The organism is Nocardioides bruguierae, from assembly GCF_023656415.1.
GTDB lineage: Bacteria > Actinomycetota > Actinomycetes > Propionibacteriales > Nocardioidaceae > Nocardioides > Nocardioides bruguierae.
Map to the genome: position 1 here is coordinate 1 of NZ_JAMOIL010000008.1, position 14,568 is coordinate 14,568.

Sequence of the window (14,568 nt, forward strand, 5' to 3'; positions counted from 1 at the left end):
GGCTGGGCATTCAAGAAGTTCTACAACTCCGAGTCAGCCCGCCTCGCGGCCCTGCCAGCATGGGTCCACGAGTACAACCACCACCGGCCCCACTCAGCAATCGGCAAGGCCGCCCCCATCACCAGACTGACCAACCTGGCTGGGCATCACACCTAGAGGACGTGCACCTCGGTGACGCCGGGGACGTCGTGGCCGGCCAGCTCGGCCAGCGCCCGCTCGCCCGGCCCCATGGGGCCCTCGACGAGCGCCACGCCCTCGTGCACCTCGACCAGCCAGTCCGGGTGCCCCAGCTGGAGGAGCTCCGCGTCCAGGTCGCGCTCCAGGTCGGCGTCGCTGCGCGCCAGCACCCGGACCACGTCGCTGCGCGAGATGATGCCGACGACCCGGTCGTGGGCGTCGAGCACCGGCATCGACTTCGCGCCCGTGGTGGTCAGCAGCTCCACGGCGACGGCCAGGTCGGTGCTGGGGTGCACGGTGAGCACGTGGGTGTTCATGACCTCCTCGACGTACGCCGGCCGGTCGTCGACCTGGGCGTCCCAGGACGAGGCGGGGGTGTGCGTGGGCCACAGCCGGGCCCGCGCGTCGGGCGTGAGGGCGTCGCGCAGCAGGTCGGCCTCGCTGACGATGCCGACGAGGCGCCCCTCGGCGCTGACGACCGGGAGGCTGGTCAGGCGGTTCGTCGCCAGCAGCCGCATGGCCGACTTCACGCGCGTGCGGGGGCCGATGGAGATCGGGCGGGACGTCATCACCTCGTGGACCAGCATGACTTCATGCTGCTCCCGGCGGGGCGGGGGCCGGAGGGGCGAACGTCCCGGTCCGCGGCGGCGAGCGGCCTGACCTGGCCAGGGGCCTCGGCGGCCCCCGGGCCGGCAGGCCCGACGGGGTGCCGGAAAAGTAGAGAACCGCTGGCGTCTCGGGTCACCAGCGGTTCAAGAGGAACTGTACGCGAGCGTCCGCAGATCTGTCACTGATCCCCTGCCACCCGTCTGGACCAGGTGCCCGGCAGTCGAACGGCAGGCGAACGTCGCGGGCCGGCCCGCGGGCAGGCGACCCACCCACCGGTCGGGTGTCCGGAGCGCCCCCCGCCACGCACTAGCGTCGAGGACGCGAGACTGTGCCGCGCCCGGAGTTTGCGCGGGCCCGCTCCGGGCAGGAGGGGTGCGCACGCACGAGGAGAGACGATGAGCAACGAGCAGGACCCCACCACCGCGTCGACCGACGCGCCCACCCAGCACGAGCCCGGCACCCCCGAGGCCGGCACCGAGGTGCAGCCCACGACGGACGGCACCCCGCCGGCCACGCGTGACCCGCACGAGCACGAGCCCACCACCGCCGGGCCGGCCGAGGACCACCCGGACCGCGACCCGATGCGCCGTTCCCGCACCGGCGCGTTCTACGCCGCGACCGTCGGCCTGGGCCTGGTGCTCATCCTGGTCGTCATCTTCGTCGCGCAGAACACCGCGGCCACCACGGTGACGTTCCTGTCCTTCTCCGGCTCGTTCCCGGTGGCCGTCGTCATCCTGGTGGCGTTCGCCGCCGGCATCCTGTTCACCGCGCTCGGCGGCTCGCTGCGGATCATGCAGCTGCGGCGCCGCGCCAAGGCCCGCGAGCGCCAGCGGAAGAAGGCCGCGAAGGCGGAGGCCAAGGCCGCCCGCTGACCGCTCCCCCGGCCCCGCACGTGCGAAGGGCGCCCCGGCCTGGCCGGGGCGCCCTTCGCGCGTCAGGGAGCGATCACTCCCACTCGATCGTGCCCGGGGGCTTGGAGGTGATGTCCACGGTCACCCGGTTGACCTCGGGCACCTCGTTGGTGATCCGGGTGGAGATGGTCTCGAGCACCTCGTAGGGCAGGCGCGCCCAGTCGGCGGTCATGGCGTCCTCGGAGGTGACCGGACGCAGCACGATCGGGTGACCGTAGGTGCGGCCGTCGCCCTGGACGCCGACGGAGCGGACGTCGGCGAGCAGCACGACCGGCATCTGCCAGATGTCGCCGTCGAGGCCCGCGGCGGTCATCTCCTCGCGGGCGATCTTGTCGGCGGCGCGGAGGATGTCGAGGTTGCTGCGCGTGACCTCGCCGATGATGCGGATGCCCAGGCCGGGGCCGGGGAACGGCTGGCGCTGGACGATCACGTCCGGGAGGCCGAGCTGGGCGCCGACGGCACGCACCTCGTCCTTGAACAGCTCGCGCAGCGGCTCGACGAGCTCGAACTCGAGGTCGTCGGGCAGGCCGCCGACGTTGTGGTGGCTCTTGATGTTGGAGGTGCCCGCGCCGCCGCCGGACTCCACCACGTCGGGGTAGAGCGTGCCCTGCACGAGGAAGGCGATCTTGCCGTCCTCCTCGGTGCCGACGGTGGCGGCCGGGTCGCTGCCGAGGATGTCGGCCTGCGCGGCCTCGAACGTGCGGATGAACTCGCGGCCGATGATCTTGCGCTTGGCCTCGGGCTCGGTGACGCCGGCCAGGGCGTCGAGGAACTGCTTCTCGGCGTCCACGACGACCAGCTGGGCGCCGGTGGCGGCCACGAAGTCCCGCTCGATCTGCTCGGTCTCGCCGGCGCGCATGAGCCCGTGGTCGACGTAGACGCAGGTGAGGCGGTCGCCGATGGCGCGCTGCACGATCGCCGCGGCGACGGCGGAGTCGACGCCACCGGAGAGGCCGCAGATCGCCTTGCCGCGCTCACCGATCTGGGCGCGGACCCGCTCGATCTGCTCCTCGGCGATGTTGCCGATCGTCCAGGTCTGGCGGCAGCCGGCGATGTCGACCAGGAAGTGCTCGAGCACGGTCTGACCGTGCTCGGAGTGCAGCACCTCGGGGTGCCACTGCACGCCGGCGAGGCGACGCGAGAGGTCCTCGAACGCGGCCACCGGGGTGACGGTGGTGGAGGCCAGCACGGAGAAGCCCGCGGGGGCGCCGGTGACGGAGTCGCCGTGGCTCATCCACACCTTGTGCTCGCCCGGGATGCCGGCCAGCAGCGTCCCGCCGTCGGTGACGGTGACCGGGGTGCGGCCGTACTCGCGGGCGCCGGTCGCGGCGACCTCGCCGCCCATCCCCGCCGCCATCAGCTGGAAGCCGTAGCACATGCCGAAGACGGGGACGCCGGCGGCGAACAGGGCCGCGTCGATGCCGGGGGCGCCGTCGGCGTAGACCGAGCTCGGTCCGCCGGAGAGCACGATCGCGGCGGGCTTGCGGGCGAGCATCTCCTCGACCGGCATCGTGTGCGGCACGATCTCGGAGTAGACCCGCGCCTCGCGCACGCGACGGGCGATCAGCTGGGCGTACTGGGCACCGAAGTCCACCACCAGCACGAGGTCGTGCTCGTCGTGGGCGTGCTCCGGGGTCACCGCGGTGGTGGGGGCCTCGCTCATGGGCGCGATCCTAGCCGTGGGCCGCCGTCCGCCCTGCACCGGCGAGACCCCTGGGCACCCACGGTCACGACGCGCCACCGGGACGGGCGCCGGGCGCACCCCCGGCGGCGCCCGGTGCCCGCTTCCGGATGCGTCAGGGCCCGGCCGGGGAGGGAGAAGGTGGCCGGGCCCTGACAGGTCCACGCACCGTGCTGGGGACGGTGCCTGGACCAGGGGACGACCCGGCGACATTCGGGAGGGAGCATGCCGGGTCGACCGGCTCAACGTCCGTGGCACCGGCGGGTCACGGGGCCGCTGCCACCCGGCCCCGCCGGTCTGGACCAGCGCTGACCGCGCCCCTCAGGACACCCCGACGATCGGCAGCCGCAGGGCCGCGGGCGCGGACGGCGGCACCGCCGGCGAGACCGGCTCCACCGGCGAGACCCGGGCGTAGCCCGCACCGAGCGCCGGGCGCGGGTCGGCCTCGCCCTTGTTCGGCCACAGGGCCAGCGCCCGCTCGGCCTGCGCGGTGATGGTCAGCGACGGGTTCACCCCGAGGTTGGCGCTGATCGCCGACCCGTCCACCACGTGCAGACCGGGGTGCCCGAAGACCCGCTGGTAGCCGTCCACCACGCCGGTCTCGGCCGTGCCGCCGATCGCGCAGCCCCCGATGAAGTGGGCGGTCAGCGGCCGGTTGAACGGCTCCCCCACCGTGCCGCCGGGGGTGCCGCCCACGCGCTTGGCGATCCGCCGCACGGCGTCGTTGGCCAGCGGTATCCAGGTCGGGTTGGGGGCGCCGTGCCCCTGCTTGGAGGTCATGTACCAGCCGAACGGGCCGCGCTTGCCGTAGGTGGTGATCGAGTTGTCGAGGCTCTGCATGACCAGCGCGATCACCGACCGCTCCGACCAGTGCGCGAGGTCGTAGAGGTCGCCCACGCTGCGCCGCTGCTTCCACAGCTCGCCCAGCCACGTCCGCCAGCGGGGCGCCGGGCCGTCGCCGTCGGTGAGCACCGTCTGGAGCATCGACATGGCGTTGAACCCGTGGCCGTAGCGGCAGGGCTCGATGTGGGTGTCGGCGTCGGGGTGGAACGAGGAGGTGATCGCGACGCCGCGGGAGTAGTCGACGTCGCCGCCCTTCGGCGCGATGGCGCCGAGGATCGACTCGGAGTTGGTCCGCGAGAGGTGACCCAGCCGCTCCGAGAGGCGCGGCAGGTGCCCCTCGTCCTTCATCCGGTGCAGCAGCTTCTGGGTGCCGAGGCTGGCCGCGGCCATCACCACCTGGCCGGCGGTGAGCACCCGGGTGGTGGCGCGGGTGGCGCGGCGCGCCTTGGTCCAGCGCACGTGCACGTCGTAGCCGCCGTCGGCACGCTCGGTGATCCGGGTGACCGTGGTGAGCGGCAGGACGCGGGCGCCCTTCTTCTCGGCCAGGTGCAGGTAGTTCTTCACCAGCGTGTTCTTGGCGTTGTGCCGGCAGCCGCTCATGCACTCCCCGCAGCTGCGGCAGGGGTTGCGGTCCGGGCCCTCGCCGCCGAAGTACGGGTCGGGCACGGCGGTGTCGGGGTCCTGCCCGGGCCCGCCGAAGAAGACCCCGACCGGCGTGGGGTGGAACGTCTCGCCGACGCCCATCTCCTCGGCCACGTCCCGCATCACCTCGTCGGCCGGGGTGGTCTCGGGGTTGGTGACGACGCCGAGCATCCGCTTGGCCTGGTCGTAGTAGGGCGCGAGCTCCTCGCGCCAGTCGGTCAGGTCGCGCCACTGGGGGTCGTCGTAGAAGGCCTGCGGGGGCTCGTAGAGGGTGTTGGCGTAGACCAGCGAGCCGCCGCCCACGCCGGCACCGGCCAGGATCATCGTGTCCTTGAGCGCCTCGACCCGCTGGATGCCGTAGCAGCCCAGGGCCGGCGCCCACAGGTAGCGCGCCAGGTCGAAGGTGCCCGAGGAGAAGTCGTCGTCCTCGAAGCGCGCGCCGGCCTCCAGGACGAGGACGCGGTACCCCTTCTCCACCAGCCTCAGCGCGGCGACCGAGCCACCGAAGCCGGAGCCGATGACGATCACGTCGGCGTCGAGGCCGGTCTCGACCCCGGGCTGCCCGCTCATGCGCGCCCCAGCTTCCTCATCACCTTCAGGGCTCCCGTCATGACCTGCGCGTAGCGCCGGTCGTCGAGCCCGAAGGCCGGGGCGATCGGCATGACGCGCTGGGTGGCCACCGACTGCGCCTCGGTGAAGCGGAGCAGGCCCTCGGCGCCCTGGCGACGGCCGAGGCCGCTGGTGCCCATGCCGCCCATCGGCGCCGCGATGGAGGCGAACGTGGCGCCGAAGCCCTCGTTCACGTTGACCGTGCCGCACCGCACCTGGCGGGCGACCTCGCGGGCGTGCGCGGTGTCGCGGCCGAAGACGGCGGCGTTGAGCCCCTCCTCGCCCTGGTTGGCGCGGGCGATCGCGTCGGCCTCGTCGGTGAACCGGTGGATCGCCACGACCGGTCCGAAGGTCTCCTCGGCGAAGCAGGCCATGTCGGGGGTGACGCCCTCCAGCACCGTGGGCTCGAAGACGTAGGGGCCGAGGTCGGGGCGGTGCCGACCGCCGGTGAGGATCGTGACGCCGCGCGCCATCGCGTCCTCGACGTGGGCGGCCACCTTCGACAGCTGGTCGGCCGAGGTCAGCGAGCCCATGTCGACGCCCCAGCCGGTGCCCGCGCCCAGCGAGAGCGCCTGGGTGCGGGCCACGAACCGCTCGACGAAGTGGTCGTAGACCTGGTCGGCCACGAACAGCCGCTCGGTGGAGACGCACAGCTGCCCGGCGTTGGAGAAGCACGCGCGGACGGCGCCCTCCGCCGCACGCTCCACGTCGGCGTCGCGCAGCACGATGAGCGGGTTCTTGCCGCCCAGCTCCAGGGAGCAGCCGATCAGCCGCTCCGCGCAGCCGGCGGCGATGCGCCGCCCGGTGGCCGTGGACCCGGTGAAGCAGACGTAGTCGGCGCGCTCGACGATCGCGCCGCCGACCTCCGCGCCCGGCCCGGCCACCACCTGCCACAGGCCGGGCGGTGCTCCGGCCTCCTCGAGGAGGTCGACGCCGAGCAGGGCGGTGAGCATGGTCTGGGCGTCGGGCTTGGCCACCACGGCGTTGCCGGCCATCAGCGCGGGCAGCCCGTCGCACATCGCCATGGTGAACGGGTAGTTCCACGGGCTGATCACGCCGACGACGCCCTTGGGCACCCGGTTGACCTCGACCTTCGTCAGCCCCGGCACCACGCCGGGGGCGCGCCTGCGGGCGAGCGTGGCGGCGCCGGTGCGGGCGTAGTAGCGGGCCGTCAGCGCGACGTGGGCGGGCTCGTCGTAGGCGTGGATGCGCGCCTTGCCGGACTCCCAGCAGATGAGGTCCATGATCTCGTCCGCGCGCTCCAGCACGAGGTCGTGGAAGCGCAGCAGGACGGCGGCGCGGTGCTGCGCCGTCGTCCTCGCCCACGCGGCCTGGGCGACCCGGGCGCGGGCGAACGCCTCCGCCACGTCGGCCTCGCTCGACTGCGGCACGTGGGCCAGCGGGGCGTCGTTGACGGGGCTGCGGACCTCGGCCGTGCGACCGGTCGTGCTCACCACGCGGGAAGTGAGCCGGGCGACGTGGCTCGGCTCGAGCACGTAGGCGGCACGGGGGTCGTGCTCGGGGTCGTGCGGGCCGTCCAGCAGGGGGTCGCCGGGACGCGGGTGGGAGTCACCGTGGGGGGCGGTCATGACCCGAGGGTAGGTGACGTCCCTCTCGCTGACGAGCCCCTTGTTGACAATCGTTCAGTTGCGGCGGGAGTCGTCGTGGCGGCTCACGCGCCGCGCACGGCCTCCTCGCGGCCGCGGTTGGCGAGCCGGTCGGCGGCCTCGTTGCCGGCGTCCCCCGCGTGGCCCTTGACCCAGTGCCAGTTCACCTCGTGGCGGCCGCACTCCTCGTCCAGCTCGCGCCACAGGTCCTCGTTCTTGACCGGCTGCTTGGCCGAGGTCTTCCAGCCGTTCTTCTTCCACGACCGCATCCACGAGGTGATGCCGCCGCGCACGTAGGAGGAGTCGGTGTAGATCTCCACCCGGCACGGGCGCTTGAGCGCGCGCAGCGCCATGATCGGCGCCATCAGCTCCATGCGGTTGTTGGTGGTCGTGCCGGGCTCTCCCCCGCACAGCTCCTTGACGTGGCTGCCCTGGCGCAGCAGCGCGCCCCAGCCACCGGGCCCCGGGTTCGGCGCGCACGACCCGTCGGTGTGCACGGTCACGACGTCGTCCGGGTGGGGGCTGGTCTCGCTCACGGGGCGTGATCCTCACACGTCGTGGTCGCCAGCGCCGTACCGACCCGCACGAAGCCGACGGCCTCGTAGACGCGCGCCACGGCCTCGTCGCTGGCGGAGCAGAACACGGTGCGGACGCCGGCGGCCCGGGCGTGCCGGGCGAGCAGGGCCGTGAGGGCGCCGGCTGCGCCGCGGCGACGGGAGGCCGGGAGCGTGGCGACGCCGACGATCTCGGTGGCGCTGACCCCGTCGCGCTGCACCGGGTGGTGCGCTCCCCCGCCGACCGCGCCGACCCCGCCGACCCCGCCGACGTCGAACGCGCCGGCCTGCACGCGCGTGCCGGCGCGCAGCATGCCGCGCACCTGGTCGAGCGAGTGCTGCGGGCCGGCGGCCCGCTGGTCGCGCTCGACGGCCCCGGCCTCGCCCACGGCGGTGCCCAGCGTCGCGAACCCGAGACTGATGCAGGCGTGGACCGCGGGCAGGTCGGCGTCGTCCGCCCCGAGCAGGCGCACCTCGAGGTCGGTCGCGGGGGCGACCGGCTCGACCCCGGGCGGGAGGACGAGCAGCGGGTGCCGGTCGACGTGCAGACCCGCCTCGCGCGCCGCCGCCTCCAGGGTGGGCGCCTCCTCGGCGACCCACTCCAGGTCGTGGCTGCTGCCCAGCCGGGTCTGCGCCGCGGCCAGCGCACGCACGTCGTCGGCGGTGAAGGGGTGCGTGGTGCCCAGCCGCGGCCGGGCGTAGTAGCCCCAGGCGCCACGGCCGACGAACTGGGTGAACGGGCCGACCTCGTGGACGTCGGCGTCGTCCCGAGTGACCAGGTCCAGGTGCGCGAGCACGTCGGCGGGGACGCCCCCGGCCGCGTCACCGGCCCCGTGCGGAGGCCTCACGACCGGCGCCGGTCGGCGTGCATCGTCTGGCGCGTGCGCACCTCGGCGACGACGTCGCTGTCGAGCACCGCCAGGGCCAGCGCCCCGTCGTCGTCCGCCACCGAGGCGAGCAGGTGGCCCTCCGGGCCCCACACCGACGAGCCCCCGGTGATCGGGACGCCGCCGCACTCCCCCAGCGCGCCGGCCATCACCACGTGGGTGCCGGTGTCCAGCGCGCGGGCCGCGAGGGCCACGTCCCGGCCCCGGGTCGAGCCCTCCAGGTAGGCGGCGGAGACGACGTAGGCCAGCGCGCCCGCCTCGGCGGCGGCGGCCGCGTGCTCCGGGAACCGGGAGTCGTAGCAGATGGCGAGACCCAGCGGCACGCCGTCGACCTCCACGACCGAGGTGCCCGGGCCGCCGGGTGCGAACCAGGCGCGCTCGGTGGGGTCGAGGTGCTGCTTGTCGTAGGCGGCGTGCGCGGCGCCGTCCGCACCGACGAGGACGAGGCTCAGCGTCACCGACCCGTCGGACCGGTGCAGCGGGGTGCTGACCAGCACGTGCACCTCGGCCGCGTCCGCCGCGGCCCGCAGCGGGGCCAGCAGGTCGCCGGCCAGGTCGTCCTCGTGCGGCAGGGCGTCCGTGTCCTCGAAGGCGCGCGGCTCGTAGCCGGTGAGGAAGGCCTCCGGCAGCACGAGCAGCCGGGCGCCCCGGGCGGCCGCCTGCCGGGTCATCTCCGCCGCGCGCGCCACGTTGGCCGCCACGTCCCCCACCACCGGGACCGCCTGCCCCGCGGCCACCACCAGCCTCGTCATGCGGCCAGCCTGCCACCTCACGCTCAGTGGGTGCGATCACTGGCACCACCTGCCAGGGATCGCACCCACCAAGGCACTCCTCCACAGGCGCACCGGGTGCTGGTGCACGGATGGCCCCGAGCGGGCAGGAGCCAGGGGGTGATCGACACTCGCGACCCAGGGCTGCGCCGCCTGCTCACCATCCAGCAACCCCGCGTGGTGGCCAGGCGCCAGCTCGCCGAGCTGGGGGCGAGCGAGGACGACGTGCGCCGGATGCTCCGCCGCGGGGAGCTGCACCGGTGGCACGCCGGCGTCTACCGGCTCGACACGGGGCCGCCTACCGCCGAGCAGCGGCTCTGGGCCGCCGTGCTGCTGTTCCCCCGAGCCGCCCTGCACCGGGAGTCCGCGCTGCCCGGTGCTGCCGGCCTCCCGGCCCACGTCCTCGTGCCGCACCGGACCAGCACCCGGCGGCAGGTCCCGGGGGTGTCCGTGACGCGGTCACGACAGTTCGACGCCCGGGTCCAGCCGCGGACCTCGCCGCCCCGGGTGAGCCTCGAGGACGCCGCCGTCGAGGCCGCCGACCTCGCCGTGGACCTGGGTCACCGGCTCACGCTCCTCGCCGACCTCCTGCACACCCGCCGGACGACGGCGCAGCGTGTGCTGGCCGAGGTCGGTGCCGCACCGACCCTGCGCCACCGCGCCGAGATCGCCGCGCTGCTGACCGACATCGAGGCCGGCACGTCCTCGGTGCTGGAGCGGGAGTTCCTCCACCGCGTCCAACGAGCGCACGGGCTGCCCGTCGGTGACCGTCAGCGTCGGGCGGTCTCCCGGGTCGGGGTCACGTACCGCGACGTCGAGCTCACCAGGTGGGGCGTGGTCGTCGAGCTCGACGGGCGAGCCTTCCACGACGACCCCCGAGCCCGCGCACGAGACCTCCAGCGCGACCTCGCCTCGCTCGAGCAGGGGCTGGTCACCGTCCGTCTGGGTTGGTCCCAGGTCGTCCGGGACCCGTGCACCACCGCCGAGGCCCTGGCCGGCGTGCTGCGGGCGCGCGGGTGGACCGGCAGGACCGCCCGCTGCCCGCGATGCCCGTGACGGGTGCGATCACTGGCACCAGACGCCAGTGATCGCACCCACCAAGTCTCAGACGTCGAGGACGACCCCGACGCGCTGGAACTCCTTGGGGTCGGTGTAGCCGGTGGTGGCCATGGACCGCTTGAGGGCGCCGATGAGGTTCATCGTGCCGTCGGCGACGTGGCTGGGGCCGAAGAGGATCTCCTCCATCGTGCCGACCGTCTCGAACTGCACGCGGGTGCCGCGGGGCAGCTCGGGGTGGTGGGCCTCGGTGCCCCAGTGGAAGCCGTGGCCGGGCGCGTCGGTGGCGCGGGCGAACGGCGAGCCGACCATGACGGCGTCCGCGCCGCAGGCGATGGCCTTGGAGATGTCGCCCGAGCGACCGATGGAGCCGTCCGCGATCACGTGCACGTAGCGGCCGCCGGACTCGTCCAGGTAGTCGCGGCGGGCGGCGGCCACGTCGGCGACGGCCGAGGCCATCGGCACGGCGATGCCGAGCACGGTCTTGGTGGTGTGGGCGGCGCCGCCGCCGAAGCCCACGAGGACGCCGGCGGCGCCGGTGCGCATCAGGTGCAGCGCGGCCTGGTGGGTCGCGCAGCCGCCGACGATGACCGGCACGTCGAGCTCGTAGATGAACTCCTTGAGGTTCAGCGGCTCGGCCTGGCTGGAGACGTGCTCGGCGGAGACGGTGGTGCCGCGGATGACGAACATGTCGACGCCGGCGTCCACGACCGTCTTGGCGAACTCCTTGGTGCGCTGGGGCGAGAGCGAGCCCGCGACGGTGACCCCGGCGGCACGCATCTCGCGCAGCCGCTCGGTGATGAGCTCGGCCTTCACCGGCTCGTCGTAGATCTCCTGCATGCGGCGGGTGGCCTCACGGCCCTCCAGCCCGGCGACCTCGGCCAGCAGGGAGGTCGGGTCCTCGTAGCGCGTCCACAGGCCCTCGAGGTTGAGGACGCCGAGGCCGCCGAACTTGCCCATCGCGATCGCGGTGGCCGGGGACATGACGGAGTCCATCGGTGCGGCGATCACGGGGATGTCGAAGCGGTACGCGTCGATCTGCCAGTGCGTCGAGACCTCCTCGGGGTCACGCGTGCGCCGCGAGGGCACGATGGCGACGTCGTCGAAGGAGTAGGCGCGACGGGCGCGCTTGGCCTGCCCGATCTGGATCTCGCTCACCCGAGCAGACTACAAGCGCGGGCCCTCTCCCCCCGAAGCGGCGGGAGCGCGTCCGGCAGGTGAACGCCTCGGCGACCAGCCCCTGGTCCGGCCGGGCGAGGGCTCAGCCGCGGACCTGCTCGGCGCGGAACGCGACGATCCGTCGCACGAGGTCGACGGGCAGGTCCTCGGTCAGCGGCAGCTGCACCGACCCCTTGCCCTGCGTGAACCGCGACAGCTCCTCGGCGAACGCCTCGTGCCCGGCGGGCGTGGCGTAGAGCCCGACGTGCCGGGCGAACCCGCCGACGTAGAGCAGGGGCCTGCCGTCCAGCTTCCAGCCGACCAGCCCGTAGGAGAGCGCCTCGACGGCCTCGGGCACCAGCTCCGCGACGATCGCGCGGACCTGCTCCACGCGCGGCAGGACCCGCGGGTCGAGCCCGGCCAACGTGGCCAGGTACTCCTCGACGCGCGGGTCCGTCGTCATGGTGCGGCCGGGGTCAGCGACCCGTGTAGTTCGGCGCCTCGACCGTCATCTGCACGCCGTGCGGGTGCGACTCGGTGAGCGAGGCCTGCGTGATGCGGACGAACTTGCCCTTCTCCTGCAGCTCCGGGACGGTGCGCGCGCCGACGTAGAACATCGACTGGTTGAGGCCACCGATCAGCTGGTGGGCCACGGCCGCGAGCGGGCCGCGGTAGGCGACCTGGCCCTCGATGCCCTCGGGGACGATCTGGTCGTCGCTGGTGACCTCGGCCTGGAAGTAGCGGTCCTTGGAGTAGGACTTCTTGCCGCGGCTGCTCATCGCGCCGAGCGAGCCCATGCCGCGGTAGGCCTTGTACTGCTTGCCGTTGACGAAGACGAGGTCGCCCGGGGACTCCTCGCAGCCGGCCAGCAGCGAGCCGAGCATCACGGTGCTCGCGCCGGCCACGAGGGCCTTGGCGATCTCGCCGGAGTGCTTCATGCCGCCGTCGGCGATCACGGGGACGCCGGCGGGCGTGGCCGCCAGGGACGCCTCGTGCACGGCGGTGATCTGCGGGACGCCGACGCCGGTGACGACGCGGGTGGTGCAGATGGAGCCGGGGCCGACGCCCACCTTGACGGCGTCCACGCCGGCGTCCACGAAGGCCTGCGCGCCCTCGCGGGTGGCGACGTTGCCGCCGATGACCTGGACGTGCTTGGTGGCCGGGTCGGCCTTCAGCTTGCGCACCATGTCGAGCAGCATGGCGACGTGGCCGTGCGCGGTGTCGGCCACGAGGACGTCGGCGCCGGCCTCGATCAGCGTGGTCGCGCGCTCCCACGCGTCGCCGAAGTAGCCGATCGCGGCACCCACGAGGAGGCGGCCGCTGGCGTCGTAGGAGGCCTTGGGGAACTGCTCGCCCTTGACGAAGTCCTTGACGGTGATGAGGCCCGCGAGCTTGCCCTCGGCGTCCACGAGCGGGAGGCGCTCGCGCTTGTGCTGGCGCAGCAGCGAGGTCGCCTCCTCCTTGCTGATGTCGGCGGGGCCGGTGACCAGCGGCATCGGGGTCATGACCTCGTCGACCTTGGTGGTCGCCCACTCCGCGACCGGGGTGAAGCGCAGGTCGCGGTTGGTGATGATGCCGATGAGCGTGTCGTCGCTGGTGACCACCGGCAGGCCCGAGACGCGGTACTGGCCGCAGAGCTTGTCGAGGTCCTCGAGCGTCGCGTCGGGGCCGATGGTGACGGGGTTGGAGATGATGCCCGTCTGGGTCCGCTTCACCAGGTCGACCTGGTAGGCCTGGTCGGCGATGGAGAGGTTGCGGTGGAGCACGCCGATGCCGCCCTGGCGGGCCATGGCGATGGCCATCCGCGACTCGGTGACGGTGTCCATGGCCGCCGAGAGCAGCGGCACCTGGAGGCTGATCTCGCGGGTCAGGCGCGAGGAGGTGTCGATGTCGGCCGGCGCGAGGTCGGAGTACCCCGGCAGCAGCAGGACGTCGTCGTAGGTCAGGCCGAGGTTCGCGAACTTGTCACTGGTCTCCACCCGCACAGCGTAGCCACGCGGACGCCCCGGGCCCGCATCACAGCAGGGGCTTGAGATCCCGCACGGGCACCCTGACGGTGAGCACGTCACCGGCCATCCGGATGCGTCCGCGCAGGCCAGCGGCCAGCACCATCGGGAGGACGGCCTGGTTGTCCGAGCGCGTCGTGAGCACGATCTCCTCCGCACCGAGGCCGCGGGCCAGCCGGCTGGCGTCGGTGAGCAGGCGGGTGCCGATGCCGCGGCGCTGCCAGCCGGCGTCCACCCGCAGGGCCACGTGCCGCGTCCCCGGGTCCTCGGCGTCCGGCTCCTGCACGGTCGCCAGCCCCACGACGGCCCCGTCGACGACGGCCGAGATCGAGTCTCCGTCCGGCAGGTAGGCGGGGGTCGCGCCGCTGCCCAGGCGACGGTGGGAGGTGGACGAGGCGATGGCCGCCGTCTCCTTGCTGCGCTGGAGGACGTCGCTGACCAGGTCGGCCATCGCCAGGCCGCGCCGCCGCTCGGTGTCGGTGAACGGCGCGAGCCGACGCACCTGCACCTGCACGTCGCCGACCGTCATCTCCATCATGTCCAGCGGCGGCTCGCCGTCGGCGCGGGGCTCGGTCTCGGCGTCGAAGAGCTGGGCGACGACCTCGGGGAAGCTGGTGGGCCGCGCCAGGATGCTGCGGGCGGCCTGGACGTAGCGGGTCGGCTGGTCCAGCAGCGCGTCGGAGGTGACCTCCTGGGCCGTGAGGTGGTGCCAGCCGGCGGAGGTGATGATCTCGGCGACCCCGTCGGCGCTCCACCCGTCGGTGGTCGCCAGCACCAGCTCGTCGGTGACCTCCTCGTTGCCGGGGAAGACCTGCACGCGGCGGATGTCGACCCCGGCCTCGGCGCAGCGCTGGGCGAGCGAGGCGAGGGCACCGGGACGGTCGGGCAGGCTGGCGCGGACGCGCCACAGCATCGTCATGTCGAGGGGGTCTCCTGGCTCGGGGGTGGGCTCATTCTGGCGCAGGCCGGGCCCGCGCGCGCTCGCCCCGTCGCGTGACGTGCGCGGCACCGCAGGTCGCCCGCACGCACGACGCCCCGCCCCGGGGGACCCGGGACGG

14 protein-coding genes are annotated in these 14,568 nt (G+C 73.9%); 3 read left to right on the forward strand and 11 right to left on the reverse strand.

The window, feature by feature from the left end; all coding sequences use genetic code 11:
- Window positions 1–156 (forward strand): integrase core domain-containing protein (locus M8330_RS06935; RefSeq protein WP_250826886.1); only part of this gene is annotated, 156 nt, incomplete at its 5' end.
- Here M8330_RS06935 and M8330_RS06940 read toward each other — a convergent pair.
- On the reverse strand, window positions 153–764 hold the full coding sequence (locus M8330_RS06940; protein ID WP_250053222.1) for a CBS domain-containing protein: 612 nt from the start codon (window positions 762–764) through the stop codon (window positions 153–155). The genes M8330_RS06935 and M8330_RS06940 overlap by 4 nt on opposite strands.
- A 417-nt stretch (window positions 765–1,181) precedes the next feature.
- Here M8330_RS06940 and M8330_RS06945 point away from each other — a divergent pair, with 417 nt between their 5' ends.
- Entirely contained in the window at window positions 1,182–1,658 is a 477-nt protein-coding gene (locus M8330_RS06945; protein WP_250826729.1) for a LapA family protein, read from the forward strand.
- Window positions 1,659–1,731: 73 nt separating this feature from the next.
- Here M8330_RS06945 and guaA read toward each other — a convergent pair whose 3' ends face one another.
- From guaA to M8330_RS06975, 6 genes are all read right to left on the reverse strand, one after another.
- Entirely contained in the window at window positions 1,732–3,360 is a 1,629-nt protein-coding gene (gene guaA, locus M8330_RS06950) for a glutamine-hydrolyzing GMP synthase (protein WP_250826730.1), read from the reverse strand.
- 339 nt (window positions 3,361–3,699) lie between these two features.
- Window positions 3,700–5,433 (reverse strand): GMC family oxidoreductase N-terminal domain-containing protein, encoded by a 1,734-nt coding sequence (locus M8330_RS06955; protein WP_250053216.1) that lies wholly within the window; start codon window positions 5,431–5,433, stop codon window positions 3,700–3,702.
- Window positions 5,430–7,061, reverse strand: coding sequence for a succinic semialdehyde dehydrogenase (locus M8330_RS06960; RefSeq protein ID WP_250053213.1), 1,632 nt, complete (start codon window positions 7,059–7,061; stop codon window positions 5,430–5,432). Before M8330_RS06960 ends, M8330_RS06955 begins: the two co-directional genes overlap by 4 nt.
- 83 nt (window positions 7,062–7,144) lie before the next feature.
- The gene (gene rnhA, locus M8330_RS06965; protein WP_250053211.1) at window positions 7,145–7,615 is read right to left on the reverse strand and encodes a ribonuclease HI; all 471 of its coding nucleotides are present in this window, start codon (window positions 7,613–7,615) and stop codon (window positions 7,145–7,147) included.
- Entirely contained in the window at window positions 7,612–8,481 is an 870-nt protein-coding gene (locus M8330_RS22385) for a GNAT family N-acetyltransferase (RefSeq protein WP_250826731.1), read from the reverse strand. Before M8330_RS22385 ends, rnhA begins: the two co-directional genes overlap by 4 nt.
- The gene (locus M8330_RS06975) at window positions 8,478–9,272 is read right to left on the reverse strand and encodes a carbon-nitrogen hydrolase family protein (RefSeq protein ID WP_250826732.1); all 795 of its coding nucleotides are present in this window, start codon (window positions 9,270–9,272) and stop codon (window positions 8,478–8,480) included. The genes M8330_RS22385 and M8330_RS06975 overlap by 4 nt, the downstream gene beginning before the upstream one ends.
- Window positions 9,273–9,410: 138 nt before the next feature.
- Between M8330_RS06975 and M8330_RS06980 the strand changes: the two genes are divergently transcribed.
- A complete protein-coding gene (locus M8330_RS06980; RefSeq protein ID WP_250826733.1) occupies window positions 9,411–10,346 on the forward strand; it encodes a putative endonuclease domain-containing protein in 936 nt (311 codons plus the stop codon).
- Window positions 10,347–10,394: 48 nt separating this feature from the next.
- On the opposite strand, the gene M8330_RS06985 is transcribed toward M8330_RS06980, so the two are convergent.
- From M8330_RS06985 to M8330_RS07000, 4 genes are all read right to left on the reverse strand, one after another.
- Entirely contained in the window at window positions 10,395–11,504 is a 1,110-nt protein-coding gene (locus M8330_RS06985) for a GuaB3 family IMP dehydrogenase-related protein (RefSeq protein WP_250053203.1), read from the reverse strand.
- 103 nt (window positions 11,505–11,607) lie between these two features.
- Entirely contained in the window at window positions 11,608–11,967 is a 360-nt protein-coding gene (locus M8330_RS06990; RefSeq protein ID WP_250826734.1) for an iron chaperone, read from the reverse strand.
- Between the two features lie 13 nt (window positions 11,968–11,980).
- Window positions 11,981–13,483, reverse strand: coding sequence for an IMP dehydrogenase (gene guaB, locus M8330_RS06995; RefSeq protein ID WP_250053199.1), 1,503 nt, complete (start codon window positions 13,481–13,483; stop codon window positions 11,981–11,983).
- Window positions 13,484–13,520: 37 nt separating this feature from the next.
- The gene (locus M8330_RS07000; RefSeq protein ID WP_250826735.1) at window positions 13,521–14,429 is read right to left on the reverse strand and encodes a GNAT family N-acetyltransferase; all 909 of its coding nucleotides are present in this window, start codon (window positions 14,427–14,429) and stop codon (window positions 13,521–13,523) included.
- Window positions 14,430–14,568: the final 139 nt, after the last annotated feature.

Coding starts and splice junctions, on each gene's coding strand:
- M8330_RS06940 (WP_250053222.1), bottom strand. CDS start 764: ATGCTGGTCCACGAGGTGATGACGTCCCGCCCGATCTCCATCGGCCCC.
- M8330_RS06945 (WP_250826729.1), top strand. CDS start 1,182: ATGAGCAACGAGCAGGACCCCACCACCGCGTCGACCGACGCGCCCACC.
- guaA (WP_250826730.1), bottom strand. CDS start 3,360: ATGAGCGAGGCCCCCACCACCGCGGTGACCCCGGAGCACGCCCACGAC.
- M8330_RS06955 (WP_250053216.1), bottom strand. CDS start 5,433: ATGAGCGGGCAGCCCGGGGTCGAGACCGGCCTCGACGCCGACGTGATC.
- M8330_RS06960 (WP_250053213.1), bottom strand. CDS start 7,061: ATGACCGCCCCCCACGGTGACTCCCACCCGCGTCCCGGCGACCCCCTG.
- M8330_RS06975 (WP_250826732.1), bottom strand. CDS start 9,272: ATGACGAGGCTGGTGGTGGCCGCGGGGCAGGCGGTCCCGGTGGTGGGG.
- M8330_RS06990 (WP_250826734.1), bottom strand. CDS start 11,967: ATGACGACGGACCCGCGCGTCGAGGAGTACCTGGCCACGTTGGCCGGG.
- M8330_RS07000 (WP_250826735.1), bottom strand. CDS start 14,429: ATGACGATGCTGTGGCGCGTCCGCGCCAGCCTGCCCGACCGTCCCGGT.